We start from the raw sequence: 16,254 nt of genomic DNA, 5'->3' as shown, positions 1-16,254 counted from the left end.
AACCACTCGTGACCGATGGGTTCGTGCCCTACCCCGTCGACGTCGCCGGGAGGTACCGGCGCGACGGGCACTGGACCGACGAGACGCTCCCGGAGCCGCTCTTCGCCTCGGTGGGCCGCCACCCGGAGCGGACCGCGGTCGTCGCGGGCGACGAGGCCCTGACCTACGGCGAGCTGGGCGACCGCGTCCTGCGCGTCGCCGGGGGTCTCGCCGACCTCGGCGTCGGACGGGGCGACCGGGTCGTGGTGCACCTGCCGAACGTGCCCGCGTTCATCGTGTTCGTCTACGCGATCTGGGAGCTGGGGGCCGTCCCGATCTTCGCGCCCGCGGCCCACCGGCGCACGGAGATCGAGCAGTTCGTGGAGCACGCCGGGGCCCGCGCCTACGTCACCGTCGCGACGCACGCCGGAACCGATCTCGCCGCACTGGCGGCCGAGCTGACGGCGGCCCACCCCGGTCTCCGGACGGTCGTACTGGACGCCGACGGTGCGGGCGCGGTGCTGGACCGCCTGCTCGAGCACGCCCCGGTCGCGCACGAGCGCCGATCGGCGCCGCAGGACGTCGCACTTCTGCAGACCTCCGGCGGCACGACGGGGCGCCCCAAGCTGATCCCGCACACGCACGAGACGTACGGGCACTCGGTACGGCTGAGCATCCCGCTCTGCGGGATCGGGGCCGACTCCGTGCAGCTGATCGCGGTGCCGATCTGCCACAGCATGTCGGTGCGGTCGCCGGGCTTCCTCGGTGTCCTGCAGGCCGGGGGGACCGTCGTGCTCGCGCCCGACGGCAGCCCGGACACCGTCTTCCCCCTCATCGAGCGGCACGGCGTCACGCAGGCGTCGGTGGTCCCGCCGCTGCTGCTCGCGTGGTTGAACTCCTCGCTGCGGGAGCACCACGACCTGTCGAGTCTCGAGAGCCTGCACGTCGGCGGGGCGAAGCTCAGCGCCGAGTCGGCCCGGCGGGTGACCCCCGAGCTCGGGGCGATCCTGCAGCAGGGGTTCGGGATGGCCGAGGGCCTGGTGAACTACAACCGGCTCGACGTCGACGAGGAGACGAAGGCGAACTGCCAGGGCCGGCCGGTCTCGCCGGGCGACGAGCTCCTCGTCCTCGACGACGACGGCGCACCGGTCACCCCCGGGTCGCCCGGGCACCTGCTCACGCGGGGCCCGTCCACCATCCGCGGCTACTACCGCGCGCCCGAGCTGAACGCCGCGAGCTTCACCGAGGACGGCTACTACCGCACAGGCGACATCGTCGTCCGCGACGAGCGCGGGTACATCACCGTCGTCGGGCGGTCGAAGGACCAGATCAACCGCGGGGGGGAGAAGGTCGCGCCGGAGGAGGTGGAGAACCTGGTCCTCGCGCTCGACGGCGTCCACGACGTCTCGGTCGTCGGTGTCGCCGACCGGGTGCTGGGGGAACGGGTCAAGGCCTACGTCGTGGCCCGCGAGGGCGTCGACCCGTCGACGCTCACGCTGGGCGTCATCCGCAGGCACCTCCGCGAGCGCGGGCTCGCCGAGTACAAGATGCCCGACGCGCTGGAGGTCGTCGCGGAGTTCCCGCGCACCGCCGTCGGCAAGGTGAGCAAGCTGCTGCAGCGGCAGGGGTAGCCGCCGGGGCCCCCGCCGCCCGCCATGATGGACGGATGGCTTCCCGCGGAACCACCGGTGCCGCCGGGCTCCTGGCCAGGGCCCGGGACGGTGTCCTGCTCTACGGCCTGACCCCGCCGCGGGCGGGCACCACCCCGGAACAGGCCGACGCCGTCGCCGAGGCGGCCCTGACCCGGCTCCGGTCGGTGCAGGTCGACGGGCTCGTCCTCTACGACGTGGACGCCGAGGCGGACCGGGCCACGACGCCGCGGCCGTTCCCGTTCATGCCGATGATGGATCCGGCCGTCTTCCTCGACCGGCACCTGGCGGGCTGGGCCGGGCCGGTGGTCGTCTACCGCGCCGTGGGCAAGTACACCGGCGACGAGCTGGGTCGGTGGCTGGCGCAGACCCACCGGGACCGGGTGCTGACCGTGCTGGTCGGGGCGGCGTCCCGGGACCAGGTGGTGCGGACGAGCCTGCCCGAGGCCTACCGCCGGCACGCCGGGCTCCCGCGTCCGCCGCGCATGGGTGGCGTCGTCATCGCCGAGCGGCACTCGACCGCGGGAGCGGAGCACCGGCGCATGCTGCGCAAGCAGGATGCCGGCTGCGAGTTCTTCGTCTCCCAGGTCTGCTACGACCTGGACCGCACCCGGAACCTGCTGTCCGACTACGCCTACGGCTGCCGCGACCTCGGTCTGGACCCGCGGCCGGTCGTGCTGACCCTGGCGCCGTGCGGCTCGGTGAAGACCCTGGAGTTCATGTCCTGGCTCGGCATCGACGTCCCCGGCTGGCTGCGGACCGAGATCGCCCGGTCCGGGGACCCGCTGGCGGTGTCCTACGAGCAGTGCGTCGTCAACGCCCGGATCCTCATCGCGTTCTGCCGCCGGCTCGGCCTGCCGTTCGGGATCAACGTCGAGAGCCTCACCAACCGCAAGGTCGAGATCGACGCCTCGATCGACCTCGTCCGCGAGATCCGGGGGCAGCTGGACCGAGCGTGAGGTGGCTACCGGCTCCGGACCTCGTGCACGAGCAGCCACAGCAGGTAGCCGCCCCCGAGCACGACCGTGACCACCCCGACCGGCAGCGCGACCGGGAGCAGGTTGAGCGCGGCCACGTCCGCGGCGGCCAGCAGCACCGCACCGGTGAGCGCGGAGGGCACGACGGCGATGCCGGGGGCGCGGCACAGGCGCCGTGCGATCTGCGGGGCGGCCAGGGCGATGAACGCGATCGGCCCCGTCGCGGAGGCGACGACGGCGGTGAGGGCGACGGCGATCACGATGACGGCGAGCCGGACGGGCTCGGCGCGGGTGCCGGTGGCCCGTGCGGCGTCGTCACCGAGCTCGAGCTGCCGCAGCGCCCGCCCGAACGTCGCGAGCACGACCAGGAGGGCGAGGACCACGCCGCCGCCGACGAGCGTCTCCTGCCACCCGAGGCCGCCCAGCGTGCCCGCGCCCCACGCGGCGGCGGCCAGCGCCACCTCGAGCTGGGCGGAGAGCATGAGCCAGGTGTTGAACGACGTCAGCATCGCCGAGATCGCGATGCCGACGATGATGAGACGGAACCCCTGCACGCCCTGCCGCCAGGCGAGGAGGTAGATGACCGCCGCGGTGGCGATGCCGCCGGTGAAGGCGCCCGCGGTCAGCTGCAGGTAGGAGCCCTGGACCACGACGATCACGATGAGTGCGCCCGTGTACGAGCCCGCCGAGATGCCGATGATGTCGGGGGAGGCGAGCGGGTTGCGGGTCAGTGACTGGAACACCGCACCCGCGGCACCCAGGCCCGCGCCGAACACCACGGCGGCGATGGCGCGGGGGGCCCGCCACTCGAACACGACGGTGCGCGCGAACCCGGCCGCGGGGTCGTCGGTGAGCGCCGCCCACACCTGGGCGAGCGAGAGCGGGTAGTCGCGGAGGGCCAGCGCACACGAGGTGACGACCACCGTCAGCGCGGCGAGGAGTGCGCTCACGACCAGGGTGCGCGCCTGCCAGCGCAGCGCCATGCGGCTGCGACGCAGGACCCAGGTGCGGCGGCCGAACTCCACGGTGCCGACGGACTTCCCGGTGCTCCCGGACTGCCCGGTGCCCGCGGGCTTCACGGTGTTCGTGCTCGTGGGCCTCACGGTGGTCACAGGCCGCTCGTCTTCCGCCGGCGGACGAGGAGGATCAGGATCGGCGCGCCCACGAAGGCCATGACGATGCCCACGGGCAGTTCCCCGGGGCGGATCACGGTGCGGCCGACGATGTCGGCCGCCAGCAGGAGGGACGGGGCGAGGAGCAGGGTGGCGCCGAGGATCCAGCGCTGGTCGGGCCCGACGATCCACCGGGCGACGTGCGGCACCATGAGGCCGACGAACCCGATCGGCCCCGCGACGGCGGTCGCCCCGCCGGCGAGCAGCGTGACGGCGAGGACGACGACCACGCGCGTGCGGCCGATGTGCGCACCCAACGACTTCGCGAGGTCGTCGCCGAGCGCGATCGCGTTGAGCGGCCCCGCCACGGCGACCGCGAGGAGCACGCCGACGACGAGGAACGGCAGGACGGGCAGGAGCACCTCCCAGCCGCGGCCGACGACGCTGCCGGCGTTCCAGTTCCGCATCTGCTCGAAGGTGCGCGGGTTCAGCAGCGTCAGCGCGCTGACGACCGCGAACAGCATCGCGCCGAGCGTGACGCCGGCCAGCGTCAGCTGGATCGGATCGATGCCGGCACGGCCCGCCGAACCGATGAGGTACACGACGACCGTGACGAGGAACGCCCCGAGGAACGCGAACCACACGTACCCGCCGGGCGAGGACACCTCGAACACCGCGATCCCGAGCGCGACGAACAGCGCCGCGCCCGCGTTGACCCCGAGGATCCCGGGGTCGGCGAGCGGGTTGCGGGTGAGCGCCTGGATGAGCATGCCGGCGACGCCGAGCGCGATCCCGACGGCGAGGAGCACCGCGGTGCGGGGCACGCGCAGGCTCCACACGACGTAGGCGTCGCCCTCCCCGGTGTCGTGGAGCAGGGCGTCGACGACCGTGGTCAGCGGGATGTCCCTCGACCCGACCGCGATGCCGACCAGCACGAGGACCGCCAGCGCCGCGAGGGCGGCCAGCAGGCCCAGCAGCCGGCGCCGGTTCGACGCCGTCACCGGACCGCGGGCCACGGGGCTGCGGGTGGCCGTCGCGGTCTCCATCGGAATTAGGGTAGCCTACTCTCATGATCATCGTCGGCTCGGGCGCACTGGTGTGGCGCGCCGCCGCGCACGCCGTCTCCGCGGGCCGGACGGTCGACGCGGTCGTCCATCCCCGGGGAGAGGCGGTGCCCGCGCGGGCACGGGGGCTCGAGTGCCGGGCCACCGACGACGTCAACGAGCTGGCAGGGTTCCTCGACGACACCTGCGGCGACCGGCTGGTGTGCTCGACGGGGAACCCGTTCCTCTTCCGCGCACCGGTCCTGGACCTGGGGCTGACGATCGTGAACGTCCACGGGGGCCCGCTCCCCGGTTACCGCGGGCTCCCGCTGGCGGCGGCGGCGTTCGCGATCCTGCGGTCGGAGCCGGAGTTCGGCGTGACGCTGCACCGGGTCGACGCCGGGATCGACACGGGGGCGGTCGTCGACCGGCGGACGTTCCCGGTGTCACCGACGGCGACCCTGGAGGAGCTGTCGATCCAGGTGACGCAGGCCTGCCACCGGATCTTCGCCGACAACCTCGACACCCTCGACCGCGCGCCCGCGCCCCACGACGCGGCGGAGGCGCCAGGGGAGTACTTCGGGATGGCGCGACTGGCCGGGATCGCGGCCCACCGCGACGACCCCGCCTTCGCCCGGGCCACCGACCTGGGTGTGTTGGAGGACTTCCACCCGGCCTACGCGGAGCTGTTCGCGGCGGCGCGCAGCGGGGCCCCCGCGGCGTAGCCCCCTGCGCCCCGGCCCGCCGGTGCCTCGAGCTCGTGTGCCTGCCACTCGCGCGGTGCCGTCCCGTGGAAGCGGGAGAAGGCGCGGCTGAAGTTCGCGACGCGGCCGTACCCGACCTGGCCGGCGACCGCGCTGGGCGCGGTCCCCCCGACGAGCAGGTCGCGGGCGATGCGCATGCGGGCGGCGTGCCGCCAGCTCGCGAACGTCATGCCCGTCTCGCGACGGAACGCGGCGTGGACCTCGGGGGGCACGTCGTGCGCCGCGTCCCCGGCGCCGACCCGGCGGAGGAACCCGTCGGCCACCGCGCGGGCCCGCACGTCGGTCGGCATCGGCACCGTGCGGGCGCGCTCGACGGCGAGCTGGGCGTCGAAGACGCCGACGATGTGCCGGACGTGGTAGCCCGTGGGGTGCAGCAGGGTGTTGCCGCTCACCGAGCAGTGCAGCAGGTAGGTGTCCCAGCTCGGCGGGAAGCGGGCCTTCACCGGCTCCGGGACGTGCACGCAGTCGGCGCACACGTCGCCGAGGGGCACCGCGATCGAGCCCGCGGGCAGCAGGCTCTCGTACTCCGTGCCCGCGGGCGCCCACACCGCGTCGCCGCGTCGCGTCGCGAAGCTCGCGTCGCCAACACGGGATCGGCCCTCGCCCCGGTAGATCCAGGTCAGCTCGTTCCACCCGGCCACCCCCTGCGACCGCACCGGACCCGTCGCGCGGGGCGGATCGGAGGAGTGCGCGGGGGCGCGGGGGCGCGGGCGCGCCGGGGCGAGGGCCCCGACCCGTGCCGCGTAGTCGCGCGGGGCGGTGCCGTAGCGCTCCCGGAACGCCCGGGCGAAGCTCTGGCGGCCGGCGAACCCGGCACGCGCGGCGGCGTCGGCGACCGTACCGCCGGCGGTGAGGTGGTCGCGTGCGACCGACAGGCGCCACAGCGCCCGCCAGCGCGCGAAGGACAGCCCCGTGCCGTGGTGGAACTGGCGGCGCAGGGTGCTGGGGCTGCACGCCGTGGCGGCGGCCCACTCCTCGAGCGTGTGGTCCAGTGCCGGCTGTCGCCGCAGCTCGCGCGCGACGGCGGCGGCCGCACCGGCCCGCGGCACGGCGGGCGGGTCGTCGGCGGGTGCCCCCGTGCGCGGCAGTTCCGGGCCCGCCGCGGTGAGCACGGCGAGCAGGTCCGACGTCCGCGGGCCGTCGTGGCGCCGCATGCCCTGCGCGTACCGCGCGACGAGCCAGTCGCGCCAGCGGTCCTCGACGGCGAACCGGACGACCCGGTCGGGGGCGTCGGGCACCGCGGCGGCCGGCACCGACACGGGGACGGCGACCGAGCCGGCCTCGGTCCACATCTCGTGGTCGGGGCCCGGCGGCAGCCAGATGCCGGTGCCCTCGTCGACGCGGTGGCGCTCCCCGTCCGCGAGGCGCACGTGGGCCCGGCCGGTGTGCACCCACATCATGAGGTGGTCGCGCGCGTGCGCCTCCCATCGCGCGGCCTTGTGACCGGCGGGGATCGGCGGAGGGTCCGTGCTCAGCACCCTGCTGCGCTCCTCCGATCCGGTGACAACCAGCTGACAGCTTCCGCACCCTATTCTGAGGTTACCGTTGCCTAATATCAACACCGTGCCTCCGACGTCGCGCGCGCTCGCCGTGCACCCCGTCACCCTGCGCGAGGTCGAGGTGTCCCGTATCGAGGACATCACGCCCGGGATGCGCCGCGTGACCTTCACCGGTGCCCAGCTGCGTGCGTTCACCTCCGACAACGGCCTGCCGCAGCCGGACCTCGTCAGCGGCGGCTTCGACGACGACATCCGGCTCCTCTTCGCCCACCCCGGGCAGTCGGAGCCGGTGCTCCCCGTGCAGGCGCAGGGGAAGCTGGACTGGGCGAAGGACGCGCGCCCGCTCTACCGCGCGTACACCGTGCGTCGCTACGACCCCGGGGCCGGGGAGCTCGACGTCGACGTCGTCCGGCACGGGGTCGGGGTCGCGGCGACCTGGGCCGACCGCGCCGAGCCCGGCGACCGCATCCACTTCTTCGGCCCGCACTCGTCCTCGGGCCCGCCGCCGCCGTCGGACTGGCTGCTGGTCGCCGGCGACGAGACCGCCCTGCCCGCCATCGGCCGGCTGCTGGAGGAGGCCCCCGCGGACACCCGCGCACAGGTGTTCGTCGAGGTCGCCGAGCGGAGCCACGTCCAGCCCCTGCGGGAGCTGCCCGGCGTCACCGTCACCTGGCTCGTGCGCGAGGGGGCCACCGACCTGCTGCGCGACGCCGTCCGCGGCGCCGCCTGGTGGCCGGGCGCGCCGTTCGCGTGGGTCGCCGGCGAGCGGACCGTGGTCCGCGACATCCGCCGGCACCTCGTCGAGGACCGCGGCATGCCCAAGAAGGACATCGACTTCACCGGGTACTGGAAGCGGGCCGACGTCGTCGTGCTCGCCGACGACGCGGCCACCCCGGACCCGGACAGGAACACCGAGGCGTTCCAGAGGTTCCACGACCTCGTCGACCTCGTCCCGGCGATCGCCATCCGCGTCGCGGTCGAGCTGGGGATCGGCACACTCCTCGCCGCCGGTGCCGCGTCCGCGGCGGAGATCGCCGCGCGGACCGGCAGCGACGAGCGGGCGCTGGGCAAGTTGCTGCGCTACCTGCGCTCGATCGACGTCGTCGCGGAGACCGGGGACGACGAGCCGGGCCGCTTCACGCTGACCGAGGTGGGTGACTTCCTCGCCGACGACTACTGGGCCGGCCTCCTCGACCCGAACGGCTCGTACGGGCGGCAGGCGCAGGGGATCTTCGGCCTCGCCGAGTCCGTCCGCTCCGGGAGGGCCTCGTACGCGTCCGTCACCGGGAGCGAGTTCGCGCAGCTGCGGACGAAGCAGCCGTTCGAGGACCGGCTCCTGGACGGCGTCGCCGAGGGTGCCGTGTACCTCGGTGCCCCGCTCGCGGACTCCGGTGCGTTCGAGGGCGTCGAGCACCTCGTCATCCGGTCCGACGGCGCGGGCGTCGAAGCACGCGAGATCACCGCCCGGCACCCCGGCCTGCGCGTCACGATCAGCGCACTGCCGGCGCAGGCCGACTGGCTCCGCCGCGACCTGCCCGCGTCCGTCCCCGACGCGGCACACCGGGAGCGCATCGGCGTCATCGAGCAGACGGTGATCGATCCCGCCCCCGACGCGGCCGCGGTCCTCCTCGTCTTCGCGCTGGGCGCGCTCCCGGACGACGACGCGGCCGCCACGCTCCGCGCCGCCGCGGCGAACCTCCCCACCGGCGGCCGGGTGCTGCTGATCGAGGACCTGTTCGACACCGAGCAGCTCGACGAGCACGACGGCGAGGCGGACCTCCTCGCGCTGACCCGCGACGGCACCGGTCTGCGCACCGAGGACGAGCTGCGCGCGGTCGTCGCCCTCGCCGGGCTGCGCGAGGCCGGTACCCGGGCCATCGGCTGGGGCACCGTGCTCCGCGAGCTCGTCACCTGCTGAGACCTTCCCCCGAGAGAGAAAGGAACGCACCGCATGAGTCAGCTCACGACGCGCCGGCGTCTCACCTCGCTGGTCGCCGGAATGCTCGGCGCCGCCCTCGTCCTGAGCGGGTGCGGCGGCGGTGCGCCGGCCACGGACGCCCCGGCGGCCGCTCCCGCGGGCGACGCCGTCACGATCGCCACCGCCTACGGCGACATCACGCTGGACGACAAGCCCGAGCGGATCGTGGCCCTCTCCTCGCGCCACGTCGAGTTGCTGAACCTCCTCGACGAGCAGCCGGTCGCGTGGGCGGACTACCTGACGACGGCCGAGGAGGTGCCGCTCTACTACCCGTGGTTGGACGGCGGCCTCGGGTCCGATCCCGACCCGAACCTGTTCACGGCGGACTACCTGCCCTCGGCCGAGGCGATCGCGGCTCTGCAGCCGGACCTCATCCTGACGACGATCTGGCAGACCGACGAGGCGACGTACGAGCAGCTCTCGCAGATCGCGCCGACGTACGTCGGGACCGAGCAGGGCACCAACACCAGCTGGCAGGACGACCTGACCTCGCTGGCCGCGCTCACCCGCCACGACGCGGCCGTCGTCGCCGAGGCCCAGGCCGAGTACGACGCGACCTTCGCCGCGGCGGCCGCGAAGCTGCCGAACCTGCAGGGCAAGACGTTCTACATCGCGGCCCTCGGCGAGGGCGACCAGCTCTGGCTGACCGAGTACGGCGCCGCGCCCGTCATGGCCCTGGGGATGACGGCGGGCGAAGGCCAGCCGCTGACCGCTGCGGAGGCCCCCGACGCGCCGAAGTTCTCCCTGGAGAACGCCGACCAGCTCACCGCCGACGTCGTGTTCATCGCCACCGAGCACCGCGACCCCAGCGGTGCGTTCCGCGCGGCGCTCGAGGCCGACCCGCGGGTGGCGGCCCTGCCGGCGGCGCAGAACGGCGCGCTGTTCTACCTCGACAGCACACAGTGGGGTGCCGTGAACGGCGGCAGCTCCGCGAGCGAGGAGTGGTGGCTCGACCAGATCCTGCCGGCCCTGCAGCAGGCTCGCTGATCCGGAAGCACCAGCAGCACGGGACGAGGGCCCGGTCGTCGTCGGACGGCCGGGCCCTCGTCCCTGTGTGCGGGGTCTACGACGTCGCGAGGCGGGCGGCCCAGCCGTCGAGCAGCGCCTCCGACGCCGCCGGTCCGAGGATCTGCAGCTCGACGCCGTCCGGTGTGAGCGTGTAGCGGGCGATGACGTCGTACAGGGCCTCGAAGCCCTCCGGACGCCCGGGATCGGCGGGGGGTCCGAACAGTCGGGTCAGCAGCACGCCCGGCTGGGGCGCCCGGCGCAGGCGCGGGCGGCTCGCCTTGCCCAGGTGGCGCAGCAGTTCCTGCCACGGTGCGTACGCCGGTGCCGGCCCCGTGCCCGCGAGGACGGGGTACACGCTCGTGAACGCCCCGGGCAGGGTGCCCGGGTCGGCACGCAGGTGCGTGCGCAGATCCCACTCCAGGTCGATCGTGCGCGGGGTGTCCGACCACGCGGCGACCGCGGCGGTGAACCCCGCCTGCACTGCCGCCTGCCCACCCGTCCCGGGCACGGTACGAGAGGCGGAGACGGGGCGGGAGGCGAACCGGTCCCGCGGCGCCGGTTCGACCGCGGCGGGGAGCGCGAGCAGCTCGTCGATCCAGCCGTCGGCCGCGGCGTCGGCCTCGATCGTCGGGACGAGCCCGGCGAGCGCGGCCGTCGCCTCCGCCACGGTCCGGGCCCGCGCGGGCGCGGCGGATCCGCCGAGGTGTGCGGCGATCCGGGCGGCCAGATGGTGCAGCGTCGCGCGGTCGGCCGCCAGGCCGTGGACGGCGACGACGAGGTCGGTGCCCCCGGCCGACGCCACGATCGCGGCGTGCAGGGTGCGTCCGGCCGTGACGTCGACCCGGGCGACGAGCTGGTCGCGGACCGCGTCCCCGTCCAGGACCGACGCGCTCCCGGCGGCGACCTCGTCGGTGTACGGGGCGATCTCCGTCGTCCACAGCAGCCTGTGGCGTGCGGTGACCCGTTGCCGCAGTCCGTCGACGTCGCGCAGGACCGCGCCGACGGCGCAGCGCAACGCCCCCGCGTCGGCCGGGCCGGGCAGGGCGACGACCTCGGTGAGGACGAATCCGCCCAGGGGCAGACCGGACAGCCGCAGCCGGTGCTGGGCGACGGTGGGCGCGATCGCGACCGGTTCGCCACCCGTCGGCTCGGCGGGGGGAGCCGGCGCGACCGCCTGCGCGGCGGCGAGCCGGGCCGGGGTGCGCAGGGTGAACACGTCGCGGACGCCCAGGTCCAGGCCGTGTCCGCGGGCGAGACGGGCGAGCGCCATCGCGGAGATGCTGTCCCCGCCCAGGGCGAAGAAGTCGTCGTCGACCCCGACGGCGGGCAGTCCGAGGACCTCCGCCGCGGCCGAGACCAGCCACCGCTCGGCGTCGGTCGCGGGCGCCCGCGTCGACGTCGACCGGGTGGGATCGGGCGCCGGCAGTGCCGCGCGGTCGACCTTGCCGGTCGGCGTCAGCGGCAGGGCGTCGAGCACCACGACCGTCGGCGTGACGTGCATCGGCAGGGTCGCGGCGACCGCGTCGCGGACGCGCCCCTCGTCGAGGCGGTGGCCGTGCAGCGCCGTCACGTACCCGACCAGCCGCGTGGTGCGGCCCGACTCGTGCACGGCCGCGGCGGCCCCGCGGACGCCGGGCACGGCCGCGAGCGCGGCCTCGACCTCCTCCAGCTCGATGCGGACGCCGTTGACCTGCACCTGGAAGTCGCGGCGCCCGACGTAGTGGAACCGCCCGTCGGCGGAGCGGCGGGCGAGGTCGCCCGTCCGGTAGAGGCGGCCGCCGGACGGATCGAGGGGGTCGGGCACGAAGCGCGACGCCGTCAGCGCCGGTCGGCCCACGTAGCCGCGGGCCACCTGGACGCCGCCGACGTAGAGCTCGCCGACCACCCCGTCGGGGGCCGGGCGCAGCCAGGGGTCCAGCAGGAGAGTCCGGACGCCCGGCACCGCCGCACCGATGGTCGTCGGACCGCCCGCCGCGGCGGCGGCCTCCGCGTACGTGACGTCGCCCGCGACCTCGGAGGACCCGTAGGAGTTGACGACCGTCGCGTCCGGGGTGGCCGCGGCGATCGCCCCGACGACGGAGAGCGGCAGCGCCTCGCCGCTGCTGATCCAGCGCCGGACGCCCGCGAGGCGGGGGCCGCCCGCCTCGGCGATCGCGCGGAGCAGCGTCGGCACGCCCGTGGTCTGCGTGACACCGTGGGTGGCGATCAGGCCGGCCAGCAGGTCGGCGTCGGCGGTCTGCGTCTCGTCGGCGACCACGAGAGCGTGCCCGGCGAGCACGGCGGCCAGGGTCTCGGTCGAGCCGTCGACGAAGCCGATCGAGGTCTTCGCGAGATGGACGCCGGTCTGCGCGCGGTCCCCGTCGGACCACAGCCGCAGCGCCCAGTCGAGCCGGTTCGCCAGTGCGGCCTGCGTGCCCAGTACACCCTTCGGGGCGCCGGTCGAGCCCGACGTGTAGAGGAGGTACGCGCCGTGGTCGCCGTGCAGCGGGGTCGGTCGGTCGGCGTCGGTGAGGGGCTCCGGGGACAGCGCCGCGATCCGCTCCGCCGTGGCCGGGTCGTCGACGAGGACGACCTCGCCGGGCAGGCGGACGCCCGCCTGTTCCAGGTCGGCGGCACTCCCACGGGTGGCCAGGACGACCGCCGGGTCGGCGTCGGAGAGGTGGTGCGACAGCCGGGCCGCGGGGTGGCGGGGGTCGAGCGGGACGACGACGCCGCCCGCGGTGACCACCGCCAGCAGCCCGACGACCAGCTCGGGGGAGCGCGGCAGGGCCAGCGCGACCCGGGTGTCGGGTCCGACGCCGGACCCGACGAGGCGCCGGGCCAGCCGGTTCACCCGCCCGCCCAGCTCGGCGTAGCTCCACGCGACCTCCCCCTGGACGATCGCGGCGGCGTCGGCCGAGTCGCCGAACCGCTGCGCGAGCCGGTGCGCGAGCAGCGCGGGCGGTGTCGTGGGGTCCGGGGCGTGCGGTGCGGGGTCCGGTGCGCCCAGCGTCGTGAAGACGGTGGCCCGCCGGTCCGTGCCGTCGACGATCAGCTCGACCACCCGCAGGTAGAGGTCGGCGATCCGGTCGGCGGTGGCGTCGTCGAGGGCGCCGCGGTCGTTGGTCACCGCGACCGAGACCGACTCGTGCAGCGTGACCAGCGCCGTCAGCCGGTAGTGCGGTGCCTGGATGTACTCGATCCGCCCGAGGCGCACCTCGCCGTCGTCGTGGGGGCGCCGCAGGTTCTCGATCGAGAAGAGGGAGTCGAACAGCTCGCGGACCCCGAGCGCGCCGTGCACGTCCAGGAGCGGCACGTGCTGGTGGTCGAGCACGGTGGTCTCGGCCGCGACGAACCGGTGCACGACGTCGTCCACCGCGTCGCGGTGTGACCAGCGCACGCGCGTGGGCACCGTGTTCAGCAGCATCCCGACGATCCGGTCGATCCCGTCGACGTCCTCGCCGCGCCCGGCCGTCGTGGATCCGAACACGACGTCGGTGCTGCCCGTGAGGCAGCCGACCAGGACGCCCCACGCGGCCGTCATGACCGCGCCCTCGCTCACCGAGCGGGAGCGGGCGTAGGCGGTGAGTGCCGCCCGGTGGCGGCCGTCGAGCGCGCGGGCGCGACGGCCGAACCCGGTCCCGGAGCCGGGGACCGGCAGGTGCTCGGCGACCAGCGTGGGGCCCTCGACGCCGTCCAGGTACCCGGTCCAGGCGGCCACCTCGACCTGCGGGTCGCGGCCGCGGGACCACCAGCGGAGGAACTCGGTGTGCTGCGGCGCGTCCGCGTCGGGGGGATCGCCGCGGTAGGTGGCCATGACGTCGTCCCAGACCAGGGCGACCGACCATCCGTCGGCGACGATGTGGTGCACCGTCTGGATCAGGCGGTGGAGCCCGTCGGCGACGGCGACGAGGGCGAAGCGCATCAGCGGGGGGCGGGTCAGGTCGAAGCCGCGGCGGCGCTCCTCGTCGGCGACCCCGCGGACGAACTCGTCGGTCTCCCGGTCGTCGGGGACGCGCAGCGTGCGGAACCCGGGTGGCTCCGTGGCGCCGATCGCCGAGACCACCCGGCCGGAGCGCGTGAGGTGGAAGCCGGCGGTGAGCGCCCCGTGCCGCGCGACGACCGCGTCGGTGGCCCGCTGCAGGCGCGCCGCGTCGAGCGGGCCGGTCAGGTCGACGATCTGCTGGACCACGTAGGGGTCCTCGCCGGTCGCGGCGACGGAGTGGAAGTAGATGCCGGACTGCACCGACGTCACGGGCAGGATCTCGCGCGGGCCCGCCGCGGTGAGGTCTGCCGTGTCGGCCTCGTCCAGGCTCAGGAGCGGTGTGTCGTCGGGCTCGGCGCCGTCCGTCGCCGGGCCGCCGAGGGCCTCGGCCAGGCGGCGCGGGGTGCGGTGGGCGGCGATGTCCTTCGCGCGCAGCGTGCGCCCCTCGGACCGCAGAGCCAGCACCACGGTGACCGCGACGATGCTGTCGCCGCCGAGGGCGAAGAAGTCGTCGTCGGCACCGACCTCGTCGACGCCGAGGGCGTCCGCGAGGACCTCGCACAGGAGCCGCTCGTCGGGGGTCCCCGGCGCGGTGCGGGCGCCGGTCGGCGCCTCGAGCGGCACGGGCAGGGCCCGGCGGTCGACCTTGCCGTTCACGGTCACGGGGAAGCGCTCCAGGACCACCAGGGTCGCGGGCACCATGTACTCGGGGAGCCGTTCCCGGCACCAGCGGCGCAGCTCGTCGACGTCGATTCCGTCGCCGGGGCTCCCTGCGTCGGAGATCGGGGTGACGTAGCCGGTCAGGCTCTCGGCGCCGGTGGCGCTCGTCGTCAGCGTCACCGCCGCCTGGCGCACGCGCGGGTGGCCGGACACGGCCACCTCGATCTCCTCCAGCTCGACGCGCCGGCCGCGGATCTTCACCTGGTTGTCGGCGCGGCCGAGGAACTCCAGCGTGCCGTCCTGCGTCCAGCGGGCGAGGTCGCCGGTGCGGTACATCCGGGAGCCCGCGTGTTCCGTACCGTCGTCGAACGGGTTGGCCACGAACGCGGCGGCGCTCAGCCCCGAGCGGCCGATGTAGCCGCGGCCGAGCAGGAACCCGGCGGCGTACAGCTCCCCGCCGGTGCCGACCGGGGTGGGGGCCAGGTCCTCGTCCAGGACGTAGAGCTGCGTGTGCGGGTTGGGGCGACCGATGGAGGTCGCGATCCGATCCGCGCTCTCCCGGTAGATGACGTGCGAGACCCCGATCGTCGCCTCGGCGGGCCCGTACCCGTGGTAGAGCGTGGTGGTCAGCTGCCGCCGGAACCGGCGGAACAGGTCCGGGGTCAGGACCTCCCCGCCGCACCACACGTGCCGCAGGCCCGCCAGCGCCGACCCGGCGCCGTCGGGACGGGCCCCGTCATGTCCGGCCGCGGCGTCGAGGGCCAGCAGGACGTCGAGCATGGAGGACACGAGGTAGACGAAGGTGACGTGCTCCTCGGCGATCAGCCGCAGCAGGTGCTCCGGGTCCTTCTCGCTGCCCGGCGCCGCGACGACGACGTAGCCGCCGCAGACCAGCGGGAGCAGGATCTCGTTGACCGAGATGTCGAAGGCGAGCGGAGCCTTGAACAGCGACGCGTCGCCGGGTGAGAACCCGAGCACGTGGTCGCGCTGCCAGAGCAGGCGCTCGCAGATCGCCTCGTGGCGGATCATGGCTCCCTTGGGGGTGCCCGTCGAGCCCGAGGTGAAGATCACGTACGCCAGCCGGTCGCCGGTGATCGCAGGCAGCGGGGCCGGCGGCGGTGCGGAGCCGGGGTCGTCGAGGTCGACGACGATGCGCTCCACGGACAGCGGCAGGTCCTCGCCCGGGGCGACGAGGGCGATCCGCGCCGAGGACTCCGCGATCACCTGCTCGCGGCGGGCGGCGGGCCACTGCGGGTCGACCGGGGCGAACGCGCCGCCCGCGGCCATGCTCGCCAGCACCGCGACGACCATCTCGGCCGAGCGGGGCATGCAGATCGCGACGACGCCCTCGGTCGGCAGTCGAGCGGCCCGGAGCCGGAGCGCGAGCCGATCCACCCGTTCGGCGAGCTCCCGGTAGGTCAGCCGCCGTTCCCCGTCGACCAGGGCCGGCGCGTCGGGGGTTGCGCGGACGGCGGCGGCGAACAGGGCCGGGACGGTCTGCGACACCGACGGCACGGAGCGGTCGTTCCAGCGCTCCTGCAGCACCGTGACGTCGGTGTCCTCGGCCCGGGCGCGCTGCGTCCCGGGGCGTGCGGCGGAGAGCATGGTCCTCCCGGATCAG

The 16,254-nt window shown here is 75.0% G+C and carries 9 protein-coding genes; 5 read left to right on the top strand and 4 right to left on the bottom strand.

The window, feature by feature from the left end:
* The first annotated feature begins 8 nt into the window (after positions 1–8).
* Complete coding sequence (locus I4I81_RS18930; protein WP_218601741.1) at positions 9–1,610, top strand: (2,3-dihydroxybenzoyl)adenylate synthase; 1,602 nt, start codon at positions 9–11, stop codon at positions 1,608–1,610.
* Positions 1,611–1,645: 35 nt separating this feature from the next.
* Positions 1,646–2,587: a methylenetetrahydrofolate reductase gene (locus tag I4I81_RS18925; RefSeq protein ID WP_225924633.1), complete on the top strand. Its 942-nt coding sequence runs from the start codon at positions 1,646–1,648 to the stop codon at positions 2,585–2,587.
* 5 nt (positions 2,588–2,592) lie between these two features.
* Here the strand turns inward: I4I81_RS18925 and I4I81_RS18920 are convergent, their stop codons facing one another.
* On the bottom strand, positions 2,593–3,717 hold the full coding sequence (locus I4I81_RS18920; protein WP_226363454.1) for a FecCD family ABC transporter permease: 1,125 nt from the start codon (positions 3,715–3,717) through the stop codon (positions 2,593–2,595).
* Positions 3,714–4,763, bottom strand: coding sequence for a FecCD family ABC transporter permease (locus I4I81_RS18915; protein WP_218601742.1), 1,050 nt, complete (start codon positions 4,761–4,763; stop codon positions 3,714–3,716). Before I4I81_RS18915 ends, I4I81_RS18920 begins: the two co-directional genes overlap by 4 nt.
* Before the next feature lie 23 nt (positions 4,764–4,786).
* Between I4I81_RS18915 and I4I81_RS18910 the strand changes: the two genes are divergently transcribed.
* Positions 4,787–5,485 carry a formyltransferase family protein gene (locus I4I81_RS18910; protein WP_218601743.1) on the top strand — a complete coding sequence of 233 codons (699 nt, stop codon included), beginning with the start codon at positions 4,787–4,789 and terminating at the stop codon, positions 5,483–5,485.
* On the opposite strand, the gene I4I81_RS18905 is transcribed toward I4I81_RS18910, so the two are convergent.
* A complete protein-coding gene (locus I4I81_RS18905; protein ID WP_218616229.1) occupies positions 5,437–7,002 on the bottom strand; it encodes an AraC family transcriptional regulator in 1,566 nt (521 codons plus the stop codon). The two genes, I4I81_RS18910 and I4I81_RS18905, sit on opposite strands and share 49 nt — an antisense overlap.
* 85 nt (positions 7,003–7,087) lie before the next feature.
* Between I4I81_RS18905 and I4I81_RS18900 the strand changes: the two genes are divergently transcribed.
* Both I4I81_RS18900 and I4I81_RS18895 read left to right on the top strand, forming a co-directional pair.
* Positions 7,088–8,941: a siderophore-interacting protein gene (locus tag I4I81_RS18900; protein WP_218601745.1), complete on the top strand. Its 1,854-nt coding sequence runs from the start codon at positions 7,088–7,090 to the stop codon at positions 8,939–8,941.
* 33 nt (positions 8,942–8,974) lie between these two features.
* On the top strand, positions 8,975–9,988 hold the full coding sequence (locus tag I4I81_RS18895; RefSeq protein WP_218601746.1) for an ABC transporter substrate-binding protein: 1,014 nt from the start codon (positions 8,975–8,977) through the stop codon (positions 9,986–9,988).
* 76 nt (positions 9,989–10,064) lie between these two features.
* Here the strand turns inward: I4I81_RS18895 and I4I81_RS18890 are convergent, their stop codons facing one another.
* A complete protein-coding gene (locus tag I4I81_RS18890) occupies positions 10,065–16,238 on the bottom strand; it encodes a non-ribosomal peptide synthetase (protein WP_218616228.1) in 6,174 nt (2,057 codons plus the stop codon).
* Positions 16,239–16,254: the final 16 nt, after the last annotated feature.

The organism is Pseudonocardia abyssalis, assembly GCF_019263705.2.
In the GTDB taxonomy this organism is placed as follows: Bacteria; Actinomycetota; Actinomycetes; order Mycobacteriales; family Pseudonocardiaceae; genus Pseudonocardia; species Pseudonocardia abyssalis.
Note: the sequence above shows the minus strand (reverse complement) of the source record. Positions and strands in the feature narration are given on the sequence as shown.